Source organism: Microvirga sp. GCM10011540 (genome assembly GCF_042650665.1).
Lineage (GTDB): Bacteria > Pseudomonadota > Alphaproteobacteria > Rhizobiales > Beijerinckiaceae > Microvirga > Microvirga lenta.
Genome location: NZ_JBHSBQ010000128.1, coordinates 1 through 15,189, shown reverse-complemented (window position 1 = coordinate 15,189; position 15,189 = coordinate 1). Strand labels below are relative to the sequence as shown.

Sequence of the window (15,189 nt, the reverse complement as noted above, 5' to 3'; positions counted from 1 at the left end):
ACAGGAGTGATCAATGGCGACGAACCAGACCCCGGGCTATGAAATTCCGGCCGAGATGCGCGACTTCGCGGAAAAGAGCGTCGAGCAGGCCCGCAAGGCAATCGACGGTTTCATGGGCGCGGCCCAGAAGACGGTAGACACGTTCGAAGGCTCGGCGAACACGGTTCAGAGCAGTGCCAAGGATGTCACCCGCAAGACCTTCTCCTACGCGGAGCAGAACATCGCGGCCGCCTTCGACCTCGCCCAGAAGATGGTGCGTGCCAAGGACGTGCAGGAGGCCATGCAGTACCAGGCCGAGTACGTGCGCTCCCAGTTCGAGGCCATGCAGGCCCAGATGAAGGAGTTTGGCTCGATGGCGCAATCGACCATGAAGCAGCCCACCTCGAAGAAGTGACGTCCAATCCGAAACCTTCCTGAGGAGGCCCAGGATGGCCGAAGTTAAGAAGGCGCGTACCAAAGAGACCAGGGCGAGCAGCAAGCGCGTTCAAAAGGCTGCCCCCACCCTCGCGGCGGATGTGATGGCCGAAGAGCCGGTGACTGCGGAGCTCCCTCTGCAGCCGGTCGCCCCGGCAATCGTGGAAACCCCGAAGCTGCAGCCCCTGCCTGGGCCGCGGCCCGATGCCCTGCGCCTGGTGATGAGCGAAGCGGTGAACGCCACGGCGCGCGGCGCCCTGGAAGTGCACGACAAGATCATCGATGCCCTGCAGGCGCAGAGCAACGCCGCCTTCGAGGTGTGGAAGACCTCCCTCGAGGCTCCTCATCTGTCGGAGGCGATCCGCGTTCAGACGAACGGGGCTCGCCGGGCCTACGAGACCGCTTCCGCACAATGGAGCGACATCGCCGCGACCACGGCCAACTGGTTCCACAAGAGCCTGGAGCCCTTTCACGCGGCCCTGCATCGCCGGGACCGCTGACGTCTGCCTACCGAAAGCAGGCATTCTGCGATAAGGCTTGGCCATGACAGGCCAAGCCCCCTCCCCCGTTCCCGCCGTCATCGCCGTCGTCGTCCATGAGGGACAAACGCTCCTGGTGCGGCGCGCCAATCCGCCCGATGCCGGATTGTGGGGCTTTCCCGGCGGCCGGATCGAGTATGGCGAGACCGTCCACGCTGCGGCGTTGCGGGAACTCGAAGAGGAAACCTCCGTCAAGGGCGAGGTGCAGGGCGTCATCACCACCCTGGACATCCTGGACCGGTCGGACGACGGGTCCCTACGCCATCACTTCATTCTCATCGCCGTCCAGTGCCGGTGGCTTTCGGGCCTTCCGACCGCCGGCGACGACGCCCTGGAGGCTCGCTGGTTCCGCATTGCGGATCTTCACCCGGACAGGATCGACATGAGCGCGGATGTCGATGCGATCGCTCGCCGTGCGGAAAGCCTCGTCCAACCGGAGGCGTCCTGAAGAGCGACACGAAATCGGCACTTCTCGCCGATGAGGAGACGAAGGGGCCCGCCTCAGCGGCAGGCCCAAGTTTTCTCTGTCTCTTGCGTTGGTCTGGAGGTCAGCCGCTGACGATCATCTGCACATGCCGATGCGCTGGCCGTCAACCTCGCCGCCATTGGCGTGGTTGATGAAGCGTAAACTTCACAAAGCATCAATCATAATCCGGCGAAGTAATCGCAACGATATTGCATTATAGTTCGGAGTGCCTTTTATGGTCCGTACAGGCACTTGACGCCTCAAGACATTGAGTCCTCAACCACGGAAGACTAGTGATGCGTACCTCTCGTTTCGGACTGCTTGCCGCAACCGCCGCTCTCGCCATGGCCGCGACGGCCGCTCAGGCCGCGGACCTGCCGTCCCGCTACAGCCCCGCCCCCGCCTACAATGCCATGCCGGTCTTCACCTGGACCGGCTTCTATGTCGGCGCCAATGTCGGCTACGGCTGGAACACGGGCACCAGCCGCTACTACGATCCCGCCTTCGGATATGTGGGCAGCGGAAGGAGCGGCGGCTTCGTGGGTGGCGGCCAGGCCGGCTACAATTACCAACTCGGCATGTTCGTCCTCGGCGCCGAGACCGACATCCAGTATGCCACGGTCGGCAACAAGGGCGCCTCTTACGGCACCGTCTATTACAGCGGCAACTCGGACGGCTTCTTCGGCACCATCCGGGCCCGCATCGGCGTCGCCTTCGACCGCGCCCTGGTCTACGGAACCGGCGGCTTCGCTTACCGCGATGTCGGTGGGAACAGTGCTCACGACCCGGTGCTGGGTTATCACCGCGGCAACAGCACCAATGGCGGCTGGACCCTCGGTGGCGGCGTCGAATACGCCGTATCCAACAACATCTCGGCCAAGGTCGAAGGCCTGTACGTGAACCTCGATACGAAGAGCAACTACGCTCTGGGCGACCAGCACCACGACCGGCGCGATACGGAATTCGGCGTTCTTCGTGCAGGACTGAACTACAAGTTCAACTGATTAAACCGTCCGCTCGCATGTGCAGGGGCCCGGCGAAATGCCGGGCTCTTGTCTTTGCAACACCATCTCAGCTTGACCTTAAGGAAGTTTCAATATTCCAGCCATTTTAATCCGATCTATATTTTAGCAAAAGCTACAATTTCACATCGCAAGATTTGTTCCTCGTTTGTTAGTCATCTAGCCTATAAATTTATTCTGCAATTATACAGTCTTATGGGGAACCAAAGCCCTCCCTTAAGAATTTCTGCCTCACCGAGCCTGCCTGTAGCCGGCTCTCTGCAGTAAAAGTACATCCCGAGGGCTCACATGAAGTATTCATACACTATTGCTGCTGCCATTCTTGCAGCTGCGTCCGTTCCTACTTTCGCCAACGCACAGGTTTACAGGCCGGGGCAGCAGTGCCAGCCGGCAGTTGCCGATGCTCACCTCTACCATAACTGCCGAATTCGGATCGTTCGCGGCAACGAGGTTTGCCGCTGCGCTCTTCTTCCCCAGGCTCTCCGCAACTCGAACCGCGCGGCCGACCGCGCCGTAACGGGTTCGGTCAATTCGCCGGGTCAGGTTCCGGGCGCTCCGGTCTCCCCGGTGCCCGGCCGCGGAATTGCCCCTGGAACGCCCACTGCGGGCGGCGCCCTCGGCGGCGGCGCGATTGGCGGCGGCTCCGTTCGGGGTCCGACAGGCGGCACCGTTTCCAACGGCTCCACCGGCGGACAGCCCTCGCGCAGCGCCGGAGGCGGCACGGTCGGAACCGGAACGGGCGGGACAGGATCGAACACCGACACGACGGGCAGCATCGGCGGCGGGACGACCGGCGGCGGGACTTCGGGCAGCGGCGGGACCGGCACGGGCACGGGCAGCGGAACCGGCACAGGCAGCGACACCGGCACGGGTAGCGGCGGCACCGGCGGGACTGGCGGCACCGGCGGGACTGGCGGGACTGGCGGCGGTACCGGTGGCGCCGGCGGCACGGTCGGCGGCGGTGTCGGCAATCCCGGAAACGACAGGGGCGTCGGCAATGCCGGCGAGAGCCCGAACGGCGGCGACTTCGGCGGCGGCTCGCGCGGCCGCAGCGATGCGGGCGACCGTGGCGGCAACGGACGAGGCGGCGGCCAGGGCAACCAAGGCGGCGGCCAGGGCAACCAGGGCGGCGGCCAAGGCAATCCCGGCGGCAGCCAGGGCAACAATGGCTTCGGCAATGGCGGCGGCGATGGCAGCCCCAACGGCAAGGACGACACCAACCGCTGACGCTCCTTAGCCACCCGATCGACGAACCCCCGGCTGTTCCAGCCGGGGGTTTTCACATGGAAGAGGCGGCCGCCGCGGCCTCGTCGGAGGCCCCCGATGAGCTACAGTTACAAGCCGGCCTCACCTCCGAAGAAAACCGTCGCGACCTATTAGCCATTTCCGCGGTCTTCATTGAATGGTGACGAGATTTCTTTAAAAGAACGCCTGCATTGACCAAGCGATGAACTCCATGTTCCTCTGGGGCATAGTCGTTTAAAGCAGAGATATATATTACATATTCGAATGGATTGATGATCCACACCATCGGACATCGTTCGGGCGAAATATGTATTCTGGTATTGGTGAGAGCAGCGTGCATATTTCCGGCCGGACTTGGTTGTCCAAGCAACTTCGGCGTTCCCATAAGAAAAGCTCCGTTCGAGAGAGGAACTCCCTTCGGCCAGCCAATCCCCTCCACGGTCCCCGTACATCGAACCTCGGTGCTTCGGGGCGCCCGCGGCAGGGCCTGGACCTGCTCAAGGGACAGGGCGCCGACGAGTTGCTTCGCCACCTCTGGGCCGTCATGGAAGGAACGACCGACTGCGTCTTCTTTCTCGATCGCCAGTGGCGGTTCGTCTTCCTGAACGGGCGCGCCGCAGCGGAGCTTCGCGGCGGCAACGACCTCATCGGAGTCAACCTCTGGGATGCCTTTCCCGAAACCGCCGCAACGGTGTTCGGCGAGTTCTATCGAAAGGCGATGGCGGAGCGGTCCACCCAGGTCTTCGAAGCCTATTATCCGCCGCTCGAAACGTGGTTCGAGGTCCATGCGGTTCCCATCGACGACGGACTGACCGTCTTCTTCCGCAACATCAACGAGCGCGTCGCCGCGACCGAAGCGCTGCGGGAGCGGGAGCTACAGCTCGAAACCGTCTTCGGCCAGACGATGGTGGGCATCATTCACCGACGCCTCGACGGGCGCGTCCTGATGGTCAATCAGCGCTGGTGCGATCTCGTCGGACGCACGAGGGAAGAGCTCGACAGCCTGCCGATCTTCGCCCCGACCTATCACGAGGACGCCTTGTGGAACGTCCCGCTCTTCGATCAGCATCTTCGAACGGGAGAGCCGTTCCAGGTCGAGAAGCGCTTCGTCCACCCCGACGGTTCGCTGGTCTGGGTCGCGGTCAACGTCTCCTTCGTCAAGAACGAGGCCGGCGAAGTGGTCTCGATGATCGCCGTGGCCGAAGACATCGGCGCGCGCAAGGCCGCGGAGGAAGAGATCCGCGAGAGCCGCAACCTGTTCCAGGTCGTCATCGACAGCGTGCAGGACCTGATCTTCGTCAAGGATCGCGAGGGGCGCTTCGTTCTCACGAACCGCCAGATGAGGGAAGCCTGCGGCCCCCTGGAGGGACAGCGGGTCGGCGATTGTTTCCCCCAGGAGCTCGCTGACGATTCCGACAGGACCGATCATCAGGTCCTGACATCCGGCAGCATCTCCATCGTCGAAGAGAAGGTGCCGATCCGCGGAGAGCTTCGCGCTTTCCAGACCGTGAAGGTGCCGTGGCGCCAGGATGGCGAGGTCATCGGGGTCATCGGCGTCTCGCGCGACCTGACCGAGCGGCTCGACGCGGAGCAGGAGCTGCAGGAAAGCCGACGGCAGCTGACGACGCTGATCGACAACCTGCCCGGCCTCGTCTACCGCTCCGCTCTCGCGCCTCCCTGGCCGTTCAGCTACATGAGCGAGGGCGCGGAAGCACTCACCGGCTACACGACGGCCGAGCTCATGCAGCGGGAATTCAGCTGGGCCGACGTCGTTCATGGCGACGATTGCAAGAGGCTGCAGAAGTCCATCGAGCAGGCGATCAGGGAGCGGCGCCCGTTCAACGAGGTCTATCGCATCATCACCCGCACGGGCGGCACCCGGTGGGTGATGGAGCGTGGGCAGTGCATCTACAATGCGGACGGCTCCCCCGCCTTCCTCGAAGGCTTCATCAGCGACGTCACGCAGCAGCGGCAGACCGAGGAGCGGCTGCGCTGGGTCGCCCATCACGACTCCCTCACGGGCGTGCCGAACAGGGCCCTGTTCCAGGAGCGCCTGGACGTCACCTTGAAGGAAGCCAAGCGGACCGGCCGAAAGGTCGGCCTGCTGCTCCTCGACCTCGACCATCTCAAGGAGGTCAACGACACCCTGGGCCACGATGCGGGCGATACCCTCCTGCAGGTGGCCGCCGAGCGTCTCAGCTCCTCGATCCGCAGCATCGACACCGTGGCCCGCAACGGCGGAGACGAGTTCGCGATCATCCTGCCGGAGATCGACTCCGAGCAGGATATCTGGACTCTCGTGAGGCCTGTCCTCGAGCGCCTGCAGGAGCCGTTCTCCTATGCCGGGCGAACCCTCGATTGCCGGGCCAGCATCGGTGCCAGCCTTTGCCCCGATCACGGGGACGATGCGACCGAGCTCCTGAAGCGGGCCGATGTGGCGCTTTACACGGCCAAGGCCGCGGGGCGCGGCAGGATCATGATCTTCAGGCCCGCCATGCAGAGCAAGGCCGAACTCCGGATGCAGATGCGGATCAACGCCCGCGAGGCCGTGAGGGAACGGCGCATCGAACCGTTCTACCAGCCGAAGGTGCTGCTGCGGTCCGGCGAGATCGCGGGCTTCGAAGCTCTGCTTCGCTGGCACAACCCGCAGACCGGGATCGAGACGCCGGCCTCGATCAAGGCCGCTTTCGACGACCCGCGACTCGCGGTGGCCATGGGCCAGCACATGCATGAGCTCGTGTTCGACGACATGCGCCGCTGGCTGGATGCCGGCATGGAGATCGGCCACGTGGCGATCAATGCCTCGGCTGCCGAATTCCGCGGGAACGACTTCGCCGAGGAGATCCTCGAGCGCCTGCGCGCGACGGGCATTCCCACCCGGTACCTGGAGCTGGAGGTGACGGAGACGGTCTTTCTCGGCCGCGGCGCCGAGCATGTGGGACAGGCCCTCCGGACGCTGAGCCTGGAAGGGGTGAGGATTGCCCTGGACGATTTCGGCACCGGGTATGCCTCCCTGTCCCACCTGAAGCAGTTCCCCGTCGACATCATCAAGATCGACAGATCCTTCGTCCAGGATCTGGCCGACAACCTCGACGACACCGCCATCCTGCAGGCGGTGCTCAACCTGGGCAGGGGGCTCGGCATCACGACGGTCGCCGAGGGCGTCGAAACCGAGCTTCAGGCCACCTACCTCCGCGCCCAAGGCTGCGACATCGGCCAAGGTTATCTTTTCGGGAAGGCCGTTCCCAGATCCGAAATCCCCAAGCTTTATTCGTCCTGGGAACCGCATCGGTGCTGCGGCTGAGAGAACAGCCTCAAGCAAGCCTGAAGGCTTAACTTCCTTTTCCCGGGGCTGGCGTCGCCGTTTTCTTTGCAAGCGGCGTCCAGCCAAGATTTACGGTCGGGAAGCCTGCCGGCAGGCAGAGGATAAATTTTGATGCCTCTCCTGTTTGAAGAACAACTTCTTGACACAATGCGAGGAGAATGAAGCCAACCAAGAATCGGGGCAGAAAATCAGTATATAAAAGCAACAACCGAGACATATAGACTCGGACTATACTGATATAAAGCTTCACATAACAGTATATAAACGTTTCCGCTCCCAAATTCTGCGAAGGCGACACTGGAATACCGACCCCTCAGGGGCACGGCCCTCCCGCGTCTGGACAATACGAAGAACAATTCAGGATCGGACGGATCTATGCCTGCTGTTGTAACTTATAGCCCGACTGGCAACGCCTATATCGATGGTGTCCTGGGGGACCGGAAATGGGCGGTAAACAGCTTCACCTTCAGTTTTCCGACCAACGCGTCGTTCTATGGGAGCCCCTATAGCAGCAGCGGCGAGCCTACGAGCGGATTCGAGGCGTTCAATCCCACGCAGCAGGCGGCGACGCGCGAAGCCCTGAAGCTCTATGCCTCGGTCGCCAACCTGTCCTTCACGGAGATCGCCGAGACGGCAACCCAGCACGCGGATCTTCGCTTCGCCATGTCGGACAAGCCCGGCACGGCCTGGGCTTATTTTCCGTCGACGCACGCCACGGGAGGCGATGCCTGGTTCAACAATTCGAGCGGCCAGTACGACAACCCGCGGCTCGGCAACTACGCATACCTGACGGTGGTGCACGAGATCGGGCATGCGCTGGGTCTCGAACACGCCCACGAAGAATTCGTCATGCCGCAGGAACGTGACTCGATGGAGTACACGGTCATGAGCTATCGTTCCTATGTCGGCGCCTCGACGACGTCGGGATACGTCAACGAAGGCTGGGGCTATGCGCAGTCGCTGATGATGTACGACATCGCGGCCCTGCAGCACATGTACGGCGCGAACTATTCCACCAACAGCGGCAACACCACCTATTCCTGGAGCCCGACCACGGGCGAGATGTCCGTCAACGGAACCGGCCAGGGAGCGCCGGGCGGCAACCGCATCTTCCAGACGGTGTGGGACGGCGGCGGCACGGATACCTACGACTTATCGCAATATTCCGGCGCCCTGAAGGTCGACCTTCAGCCGGGAGGGTGGACGACCACGTCGACGACCCAGCTTGCGAAGCTTCACTACAACGGCTCGAAGATTGCCGCCGGCAACATTGCCAACGCGCTGCTCTACAAGGGCGACGGCCGATCCCTCATCGAGAACGCGATCGGAGGCAGCGGCAACGATACGCTGATCGGCAACCAGGCGGCGAACGTGCTCAAGGGCGGCAGCGGTGCCGACAGCCTGACCGGCGGCATAGGGAACGACACGCTGGACGGCGGCGCCGGAATCGATACGGCCGTGTATGGAGGTCAACGCTCGCAGTATGCGGTCCAGAAGCTCTCCGACGGATCGCTCGAAATCGCGGATCTTCGCGGCGGCTCGCCGGACAGACGGGACATCGTCTGGAATATCGAATGGATCCAGTTCGTCGACCGTATCTACTCCGCCGCCGAGCTGACGCCCACCACGACGGTTCCGGTCACGACCACCACCGATCCCGTCGTCACGCCCACCACGACCGACACGGTGGTTACGACCGTGTCGGACACGACCGTCACGACGACGACGGCCCCCACTCCGCTGACGCCGCCGATCGTGACTCCGCAGGACATCAGCATCTCGGGTGACTCCGCGGGCAACCGGCTTTACGGAGCCGGAGGCAACGACTCGCTGTATGGCCTCGGCGGCAACGACGTGCTCCATGGTGCGGCCGGTGCGGACAGGCTGAGCGGCGGAACCGGCAAGGATACCGCGAGCTATTCGGGCGCCGGCGGCGGCCTGGTGGCGGATCTTCTTTACCCGTCGCGCAACACGGGCGATGCGCAAGGCGACATCTATGTCAGCATCGAGAATCTCACCGGCAGCGCCCATGCGGATTCCCTGCGCGGCAGCAAGGGGTCGAACGTGATCAGGGGCGGAGCCGGCAACGACACGCTCATCGGAAGAGCGGGCAACGACACCCTCGATGGCGGGTCGGGCGACGACGTGCTCCAAGGGCAGACGGGCCGGGATGTTCTCGTGGGGCGCGGCGGGCGCGACAAGTTCGTCTTCAAGTCCGTCAGCGAGTCCCGCGGCTCCTCCACGGATGTGATCAAGGACTTCACGCGTGGAAGCGACAAGATCGACCTGCGCGCGATAGACGCCAACAGCACCAAGGGCGGCAATCAGGCCTTCAGCTTCATCGGAAAATCCGCCTTCACCGGAAAAGCCGGGGAGCTGCGCTTCTATGACGGCAAGCTGTCGGCGGACATCAATGGCGACACGATCATAGACTTCCAGGTGAAGGTGTCGGGGCTCACCAAGCTGTCCAAGGGCGACTTCTATCTCTGAGCCGCGCGGACGCGGGAAGCGGAAGCAAGGCGCTGAGTTGCGCCTTGCTTCAATGGCTCAGCACCGGCTGGGCATGCCGGATGGATTGACGCTGTTCGGATTCTTGCCGCCTGTCGGAAGACAGGGGCTCTTGCCGGTGGCGCCGGCCTCCACGGCAGCTTCAGGCGTGGGATCGATGGTCCCGGGCGGGTTGCCGGGCGGGTTCACCGCAGGGGAGCCGACGGCTCCTGTGGCATTCGGCCCCGCGCGCTCGCGGACCGGGAATTTCCCGGTGCCGGCGGCACCGGTATCGACACTCGGGCTGGCGCCCGGCGCGGCTCCGGCTTGAGCGAGAGCGCCCCCGGCTGCTCCTCCGACGGACAGAGCCGTCGCCAGAGCCAGGACGTGCAATCGGTTCAGAAACATCGCGAACTCCGCTTTCTTCGATCAGGACATGGTGTGCGCCTGTCTACTCTCCGACAGAACTTATGTTTCAGCTTGGCTTCAGGAATTCGCCGCTCGGCAGCCCGGAACTCTTCCCCATGCTGCGACGGGCCCTGCCCTTTTCCCCGACTTCGCTTGCAAATGAACGGCTTCGTAACCATCTGAGTCAGAACCCGGTCGCGGTCTTACGCTTGACCGGAACTGGCCACGAGCTGGGACGACGACGCCGGATCGACGGCATCCCATAGCGCGGCCGTTGGCGCATTTAGCCTTTGCCTCACACCGAGCTTGAACCGATGACCCATATCAGGATCGCGGAGCCGTCTCCGCATTACAGGACTGCGCTTCTCGAAGCCCGCGCTCGCCAGTGCCGCTTCATCGTTTCCGAAGAAGTTCGGGATGCGGTCTGCTGCGGCGCGCCGACTTCCGAAACGTCGAGCTGGTGCGACTGGCATCGCCAGCTCGTCTACACGCCGCGCACCGAGCGCGACAGGCGCCGGGCCGCCTGAGGAGCTCGGCCATTCAGTCCGGCCTATCGGAAAACATGCCGTCGGCTCCGGGTTTTCGGAGCCGGCACGCTTTTGCATGGGCACGGGCCAGCTCCGCCGGAGGCCGCTGATCCGGCGCCCGCCCCGAGAACCGGGTGCGCATCCGCGAGTTTCCACTGAGCCCTTCCGGGAACCGACTGACGCAGGCTGGCGATGAATACCCGAATCTATGGCGAACATGACGAGAGGACGATCCGTCAGCTCGATCGCTGCATGCAGGTCGGCAGCGCTGCGAAGGGTGTTCTCTGTGCCGACGGCCATCTCGGCTATGCCCATCCGATCGGCGGAGTCGTCGCCTACGAGGAGCACATCTCCATCAGCGGCGTCGGGTTCGATATCGCGTGCGGGAACATGGCCGTGCGGCTCGATACCCGTTACGAGGACATCGCTTCGCAGAAAGCCGCCATCCTGTCCGATATCGGGCGGACGATCAGCTTCGGCATCGGCCAGAAGAATGCCGTCGCGGTGGATCACGAGCTGTTCGAGTCGCCGCTGTGGGACGAGGCAGGCGTGCGCGACCTCAAGAAGATGGCCTCGCAGCAGCTCGGAACGGTCGGGTCCGGCAACCATTATGTCGACCTTTTCGAGGACGAGGAGGGCTTCGTCTGGATCGGCGTGCATTTCGGCTCGCGCGGGCTCGGCCACAAGATCACGACCAAGCACCTGGCCCTCGTGGGCGCCAAGGACGGAATGGAGGTCGATCCCGCCATCGTCCACCAGGACAGCGAGGTGGGGCGCAGCTACATCGCCGGCGTGAAGCTCGGCGGCCTCTACGCCTATGCCGGGCGGGAATGGGTGGTCGAGCGCGTCCGACAGATCATCGGCGGGAGGATCACCGATTCGGTGCACAACCATCACAACTTCGCCTGGCGCGAGAAGCACGGCGACCGGGAATACTGGGTGGTGCGCAAGGGCGCGACGCCCGCTTTTCCGGATCAGCGCGGCTTCGTGGGCGGATCCATGGGCGACAACGCCGTGATCCTTCGCGGCGTGGAGAACGCGGAAAGCGCCGACAGCCTCTACTCCACCGTTCACGGCGCCGGGCGCCTTCATGGAAGGATGGAGGCCAAGGGCAAGAAGAACAAGGCGGGGGAGTGGACCCGCCCGCCCCTCTTCACCCGCCGGCAGATGGACGAGTGGCTGCGGGAGAAAGGAATTCTCCTGCGCGGCGGCGACGTGGACGAGAGCCCGATGGTCTATCGCCGTCTGCCCGAGGTGCTCGAGCATCACAGGAACACGATCCGCATCGAGCACACGCTGCGGCCGTTTGCGGTTGCCATGGCAGGCGCCGGAGAGTTTGATCCCTACAAGGACTGAGCCCTGCCGCCGCCAAAGGAGAGAATGTGGAATGAGCGACTGGATTTCTTACGACCGGTGGGAGGAATGCGTCCGTCTCGAGCGGCCGGGCTACGTGTTCGAGGTCACGAACGAAGAGGGACAGAGCCTCTTCACGCCCTGCACCATCCCGCTCCAGCTTCCCTTCGACTGGACATCGCCTCCCACGCGCTTCCGCCTGGTCGCCGAGGCTCCGCCGCGCCGTTCCTCTCCGATTCCGGCTCCCGAGAAACCGCGCTGAACGAGATCACGGCCGGGAAGCCACCTCCTCCTGGGCGCGTTGGCTCCGCGCGCTGCTGCCGGGCTCCACACCCCGCGCCGAGCACCAGGCGGCGAAATCCTCCGGCGTGATCGGCACGCGCACGACCTCCAACCCCGCTTCCTGAGCCACGCGCTCGTTGTTCTGGGCTGCCATGAACCATTGGTCGTAGGACGGCGCCAGATTGTGCGGGTCGTTCATCATGGCGCGGATACGAGGGTAGTCCTCGCGGCTGTACCACGGCAGGCCGATCCTGCGGCGAGGGGAATCAGTCATCGATCGTCGCTTCCGTCTCATGTTCCGAGGAACGGTAGCTAAGGCGCGTCGGCCCGAGGACCATGGGAGAACAGGAGGGAGCCGGCCCCGCACGACCGAAAGAACCCCGCTTTAAGGCATCTGCAAGGATCTTGGGATCACAGTCACTCGTCTTAGTAAGGAGTACCGTGAGATGGAAGACTGGCAGGGACGGACGCGCGAACCCATCACCGAGGAGCGTCTCGAGAAGGCCTTGGGGGTCCTGGCCGACATCGTGAGGGAGCACGGAGAGGCTTTCGCCCCCCTCCTGGAGACCATGGAGCAGGAACTCGCCACGTTCCGCCGCATCCATGAGGCCGTCGGCGAGAAGGCGAAGCAGCACCATCCGAAGATCGCCGACAAGGCAGCCTGAGCGGACGGCCCGCCGCGCCGGCATCAGGGCCTCGATATCCATGCGGGCTCTTCGCGCCTCGGATGCGCGGAGAGCCGAAAAAACCCCGGCCGTTCGTGCCTGCCGCGCTCAATGCCCGGGCAGTACGAGCACCTTGGGACTGTTCGGCAAGCTCGCGCGCGACAGCGTGATCGCGGGCCTGTCGCTGAACTCGACCGCGAAGTGCTCCCGCGCCGAAGCCAGGAAGCGGTTGAGCGTGGAAGACCCGAAGAAGTGCATCGGGATCATGAGCGGCGCGTTGATCGCCCGCAGGACTTCCATCATGTCGAACGTTTCGAGCGTGTAGCCTCCATCCACCGGCACCAGAAGAACATCGATGCGCCCGAGCTTCTGCAGGTGTTCAGGGCTCAAGGTGTGATGCAGGTGCCCCAGATGGGCGATGCACAATTGGGTGGTCTCGAATACGAAGATCGAGTTGCCGTCATACTCGGTCTCGCGACCGTAGCTGCGGATGTTGGTCGAGACGTTCCGGATCCGCACATCCTCCACCGTCAGATCGTGCCGGGCCGCACCGCCTTGTGGGTTCCAGCCTCTCAGAACGTGCTTGATGGCAGGATCGGGACGGTGGCTGAAATGGGTCGAATGGGCCTTGTTCATCGTCGCCACGTCGGGCGCGCTCGCAGGCCTGGTGCCGTCGCTGTAATCGGTTGCGATCCGCACCCCTTTCGGCGTCTCGATGAGGAAGGTCGCGTGTTCCAGGAAGGTGAGGCCAACCTCGTCCTCCCTCAGGGCCGCAAGAGAGAAGAGGCTTTCTTTCGAGGCGATGAGGCCCGGGCACCCCTCCGGCTCGGCTGCCGCGGCGGGCTGGGCCATCCCCCAGCCCATGAGGACGGCCACCGAGCAAGCGATTCGCAGCAAGTTCATCATGCGTGCCTCCACCGTCCCGCTAGGGAAAGACACAATGGAGCGAAACGCAAGCCGAGGCCGCCGCACGATATCTTGAACGTCCGGCTCGCGTGGGCGGGTACAGGCTCCGGAGAGTTCTGGGACCTGGCGTATCCGGGCCCAGATGGGCCGGTTCAGGTCTCTTTCGCCTCCGTCGGGCCTCCGGGAATGCCCAGGTCGGGGTGCCTTTCGACCAGCTTCTCCCGGTCCTCGGCAAGAGCCTCCCAGGTTCTCGCCATCTCCAGGAGCTGTTCGCGCTGCGGTCCCTCGGGAACCTGCCTGGCGAGGATGCGACATTCCTCTGCGTGCTGCCGATACTCGGATGCCTTCTTCACGCCCTGCCTCCTCACACCCCTCGATAGGAAAAAGCGTTCACGCCGCCACTGGTAGTCCCCGCCCCCTGTCACCGCAAGGCTTCGAGCCGCAGCGCCTGTCGAAAAGTACGGCCCGCGAACAGGCACGACACCACAACCCGTTTCCGCTGGGTCACGCTTTGACCATCTTTTTGGTCACCTTGGCCCTCGAGGGCCAAACCTCAGCCATTATCTCTCGAAGCTGAAGGAGTTGCTTATGACTCAGACGCACGCGCGAAAGGCATCAAACCTCAACCGCGTTCTCGTCTCCACCCTAGCCTTGGCTGCAATCGGAGGCTGGGGGATGTTTGCTCACACTAGTCAGGCATCCTCGGAAACGGAGCGGCAGCTGCGCGGTCAGCTTGCATCTTTCCAGGATCAACAGGTGCAAGCGCGATCGGAGCATCAGAAGGCTCAAGCCGCGTCGACGGCGGAGCTGATCCAGCTGCGGGAGCAGCTTTCCTCGACACGCGAGGAGCTCACCCGTCTCTCCGAGAACCACAAGAAGATCCAGCAGGAGCTGACCGAAGCGCAAGCCCAGCTGAAAGCGTCGGAGGAGGCTCGGAACCGCCCTCAGGCGGCGATGCCCGCGGCCCTGCTCGCGGTGACTCCGAGACCCGCGCCTCGTGACATCGTCGCGGCGCAGAAGGCCCTGACCGAGTTGGGATACGGTCCGCTCGAAGCGGATGGGGTCGTCGGCCCCGGCACCCGCGAGGCCATCGAAAAGTACCAGCGTGAAACCGGCCTGACCGTCACCGGCGCCCTCCATGCCGAAACCCTCCAGGCGCTCCTGGCTCCAGCTTCTCAGGTGGCCGAACAATAGGCAGCCGAAGCGGCAGAAATGCCGCTTCACCCCTCGCCGGGCCCTGTCGGCCGCAGACAGGGGGCCGACATGTTCGGCGGGCGCTCTGGGAAGCGGGCATTCAGCGTCGCGCGCTGTCGGCACATCCTTTGGCAGAAAGAAATTTCGAAGAGCCGATCTCTATCGTGCCTCAACCGAACTTACCGGGAGGCCGCCTCGAATCTGCGAGGGTTAAGTGCTTGATTTTGAATGGTACAGCCGCCCCGGCTCGAACGGGGGACCCCCAGATCCACAATTTCGAGGGTCCTCAGTTGAAAACGCCGAAATCCTTGCCGGGTAAGGCTTCGTCGGATCTTGAGTAAGGGTTGGTTGGGGAT

15 protein-coding genes and 1 pseudogene are annotated in these 15,189 nt (G+C 63.7%); 12 read left to right on the top strand and 4 right to left on the bottom strand.

Annotated elements, in window-relative coordinates; genetic code table 11:
- Positions 1-13 precede the first annotated feature (13 nt).
- The 7 genes and pseudogenes from ACFOYU_RS18760 to ACFOYU_RS18730 form a co-directional block, all read left to right on the top strand.
- Positions 14-376: pseudogene (locus ACFOYU_RS18760) on the top strand (phasin); the annotation flags it as partial.
- A gap of 52 nt (positions 377-428) precedes the next feature.
- Complete coding sequence (locus ACFOYU_RS18755; protein WP_226739907.1) at positions 429-914, top strand: phasin family protein; 486 nt, start codon at positions 429-431, stop codon at positions 912-914.
- Between the two features lie 43 nt (positions 915-957).
- Positions 958-1,401 carry an NUDIX hydrolase gene (locus ACFOYU_RS18750; RefSeq protein WP_377034780.1) on the top strand — a complete coding sequence of 148 codons (444 nt, stop codon included), beginning with the start codon at positions 958-960 and terminating at the stop codon, positions 1,399-1,401.
- A gap of 314 nt (positions 1,402-1,715) precedes the next feature.
- Positions 1,716-2,423: an outer membrane protein gene (locus tag ACFOYU_RS18745; protein WP_377034779.1), complete on the top strand. Its 708-nt coding sequence runs from the start codon at positions 1,716-1,718 to the stop codon at positions 2,421-2,423.
- Positions 2,424-2,729: 306 nt separating this feature from the next.
- Positions 2,730-3,668 carry a hypothetical protein gene (locus ACFOYU_RS18740; RefSeq protein ID WP_377034778.1) on the top strand — a complete coding sequence of 313 codons (939 nt, stop codon included), beginning with the start codon at positions 2,730-2,732 and terminating at the stop codon, positions 3,666-3,668.
- A gap of 562 nt (positions 3,669-4,230) precedes the next feature.
- A complete protein-coding gene (locus ACFOYU_RS18735) occupies positions 4,231-6,990 on the top strand; it encodes an EAL domain-containing protein (RefSeq protein WP_377034777.1) in 2,760 nt (919 codons plus the stop codon).
- Positions 6,991-7,386: 396 nt separating this feature from the next.
- Positions 7,387-9,501, top strand: a complete 2,115-nt coding sequence (locus tag ACFOYU_RS18730; RefSeq protein WP_377034776.1) for a M10 family metallopeptidase C-terminal domain-containing protein — start codon at positions 7,387-7,389, stop codon at positions 9,499-9,501.
- Positions 9,502-9,558: 57 nt separating this feature from the next.
- Here the strand turns inward: ACFOYU_RS18730 and ACFOYU_RS18725 are convergent, their stop codons facing one another.
- On the bottom strand, positions 9,559-9,906 hold the full coding sequence (locus ACFOYU_RS18725; protein ID WP_377034775.1) for a hypothetical protein: 348 nt from the start codon (positions 9,904-9,906) through the stop codon (positions 9,559-9,561).
- Positions 9,907-10,220: 314 nt separating this feature from the next.
- On the opposite strand from ACFOYU_RS18725, the gene ACFOYU_RS18720 reads away from it, so the two are divergent.
- From ACFOYU_RS18720 to ACFOYU_RS18710, 3 genes are all read left to right on the top strand, one after another.
- On the top strand, positions 10,221-10,433 hold the full coding sequence (locus ACFOYU_RS18720; protein WP_226739921.1) for a GcrA family cell cycle regulator: 213 nt from the start codon (positions 10,221-10,223) through the stop codon (positions 10,431-10,433).
- 192 nt (positions 10,434-10,625) lie between these two features.
- The gene (locus tag ACFOYU_RS18715; protein WP_377034774.1) at positions 10,626-11,789 is read left to right on the top strand and encodes an RtcB family protein; all 1,164 of its coding nucleotides are present in this window, start codon (positions 10,626-10,628) and stop codon (positions 11,787-11,789) included.
- 31 nt (positions 11,790-11,820) lie between these two features.
- Positions 11,821-12,048, top strand: a complete 228-nt coding sequence (locus ACFOYU_RS18710) for a hypothetical protein (protein ID WP_377034773.1) — start codon at positions 11,821-11,823, stop codon at positions 12,046-12,048.
- Between the two features lie 6 nt (positions 12,049-12,054).
- On the opposite strand, the gene ACFOYU_RS18705 is transcribed toward ACFOYU_RS18710, so the two are convergent.
- Complete coding sequence (locus tag ACFOYU_RS18705; protein ID WP_377034772.1) at positions 12,055-12,342, bottom strand: hypothetical protein; 288 nt, start codon at positions 12,340-12,342, stop codon at positions 12,055-12,057.
- Between the two features lie 172 nt (positions 12,343-12,514).
- Here ACFOYU_RS18705 and ACFOYU_RS18700 point away from each other — a divergent pair, with 172 nt between their 5' ends.
- Positions 12,515-12,733, top strand: coding sequence for a hypothetical protein (locus ACFOYU_RS18700; protein WP_226739930.1), 219 nt, complete (start codon positions 12,515-12,517; stop codon positions 12,731-12,733).
- 108 nt (positions 12,734-12,841) lie between these two features.
- Here the strand turns inward: ACFOYU_RS18700 and ACFOYU_RS18695 are convergent, their stop codons facing one another.
- Both ACFOYU_RS18695 and ACFOYU_RS18690 read right to left on the bottom strand, forming a co-directional pair.
- Positions 12,842-13,639 carry an MBL fold metallo-hydrolase gene (locus ACFOYU_RS18695; RefSeq protein ID WP_377034771.1) on the bottom strand — a complete coding sequence of 266 codons (798 nt, stop codon included), beginning with the start codon at positions 13,637-13,639 and terminating at the stop codon, positions 12,842-12,844.
- Positions 13,640-13,791: 152 nt separating this feature from the next.
- Positions 13,792-13,992 carry a hypothetical protein gene (locus ACFOYU_RS18690; protein WP_226739935.1) on the bottom strand — a complete coding sequence of 67 codons (201 nt, stop codon included), beginning with the start codon at positions 13,990-13,992 and terminating at the stop codon, positions 13,792-13,794.
- A gap of 403 nt (positions 13,993-14,395) precedes the next feature.
- Between ACFOYU_RS18690 and ACFOYU_RS18685 the strand changes: the two genes are divergently transcribed.
- Positions 14,396-14,833 (top strand): peptidoglycan-binding protein, encoded by a 438-nt coding sequence (locus tag ACFOYU_RS18685; protein ID WP_377034770.1) that lies wholly within the window; start codon positions 14,396-14,398, stop codon positions 14,831-14,833.
- Positions 14,834-15,189 lie beyond the last annotated feature (356 nt).

Excerpts from the sequence above, each read along its gene's own strand:
- ACFOYU_RS18725 (WP_377034775.1), bottom strand. The coding sequence starts at position 9,906 with ATGTTTCTGAACCGATTGCACGTCCTGGCTCTGGCGACGGCTCTGTCC.
- ACFOYU_RS18745 (WP_377034779.1), top strand. The coding sequence starts at position 1,716 with ATGCGTACCTCTCGTTTCGGACTGCTTGCCGCAACCGCCGCTCTCGCC.
- ACFOYU_RS18710 (WP_377034773.1), top strand. The coding sequence starts at position 11,821 with ATGAGCGACTGGATTTCTTACGACCGGTGGGAGGAATGCGTCCGTCTC.
- ACFOYU_RS18715 (WP_377034774.1), top strand. The coding sequence starts at position 10,626 with ATGAATACCCGAATCTATGGCGAACATGACGAGAGGACGATCCGTCAG.
- ACFOYU_RS18750 (WP_377034780.1), top strand. The coding sequence starts at position 958 with ATGACAGGCCAAGCCCCCTCCCCCGTTCCCGCCGTCATCGCCGTCGTC.
- ACFOYU_RS18730 (WP_377034776.1), top strand. The coding sequence starts at position 7,387 with ATGCCTGCTGTTGTAACTTATAGCCCGACTGGCAACGCCTATATCGAT.
- ACFOYU_RS18735 (WP_377034777.1), top strand. The coding sequence starts at position 4,231 with ATGGAAGGAACGACCGACTGCGTCTTCTTTCTCGATCGCCAGTGGCGG.
- ACFOYU_RS18700 (WP_226739930.1), top strand. The coding sequence starts at position 12,515 with ATGGAAGACTGGCAGGGACGGACGCGCGAACCCATCACCGAGGAGCGT.
- ACFOYU_RS18740 (WP_377034778.1), top strand. The coding sequence starts at position 2,730 with ATGAAGTATTCATACACTATTGCTGCTGCCATTCTTGCAGCTGCGTCC.
- ACFOYU_RS18695 (WP_377034771.1), bottom strand. The coding sequence starts at position 13,639 with ATGATGAACTTGCTGCGAATCGCTTGCTCGGTGGCCGTCCTCATGGGC.
- ACFOYU_RS18755 (WP_226739907.1), top strand. The coding sequence starts at position 429 with ATGGCCGAAGTTAAGAAGGCGCGTACCAAAGAGACCAGGGCGAGCAGC.
- ACFOYU_RS18705 (WP_377034772.1), bottom strand. The coding sequence starts at position 12,342 with ATGACTGATTCCCCTCGCCGCAGGATCGGCCTGCCGTGGTACAGCCGC.
- ACFOYU_RS18720 (WP_226739921.1), top strand. The coding sequence starts at position 10,221 with ATGACCCATATCAGGATCGCGGAGCCGTCTCCGCATTACAGGACTGCG.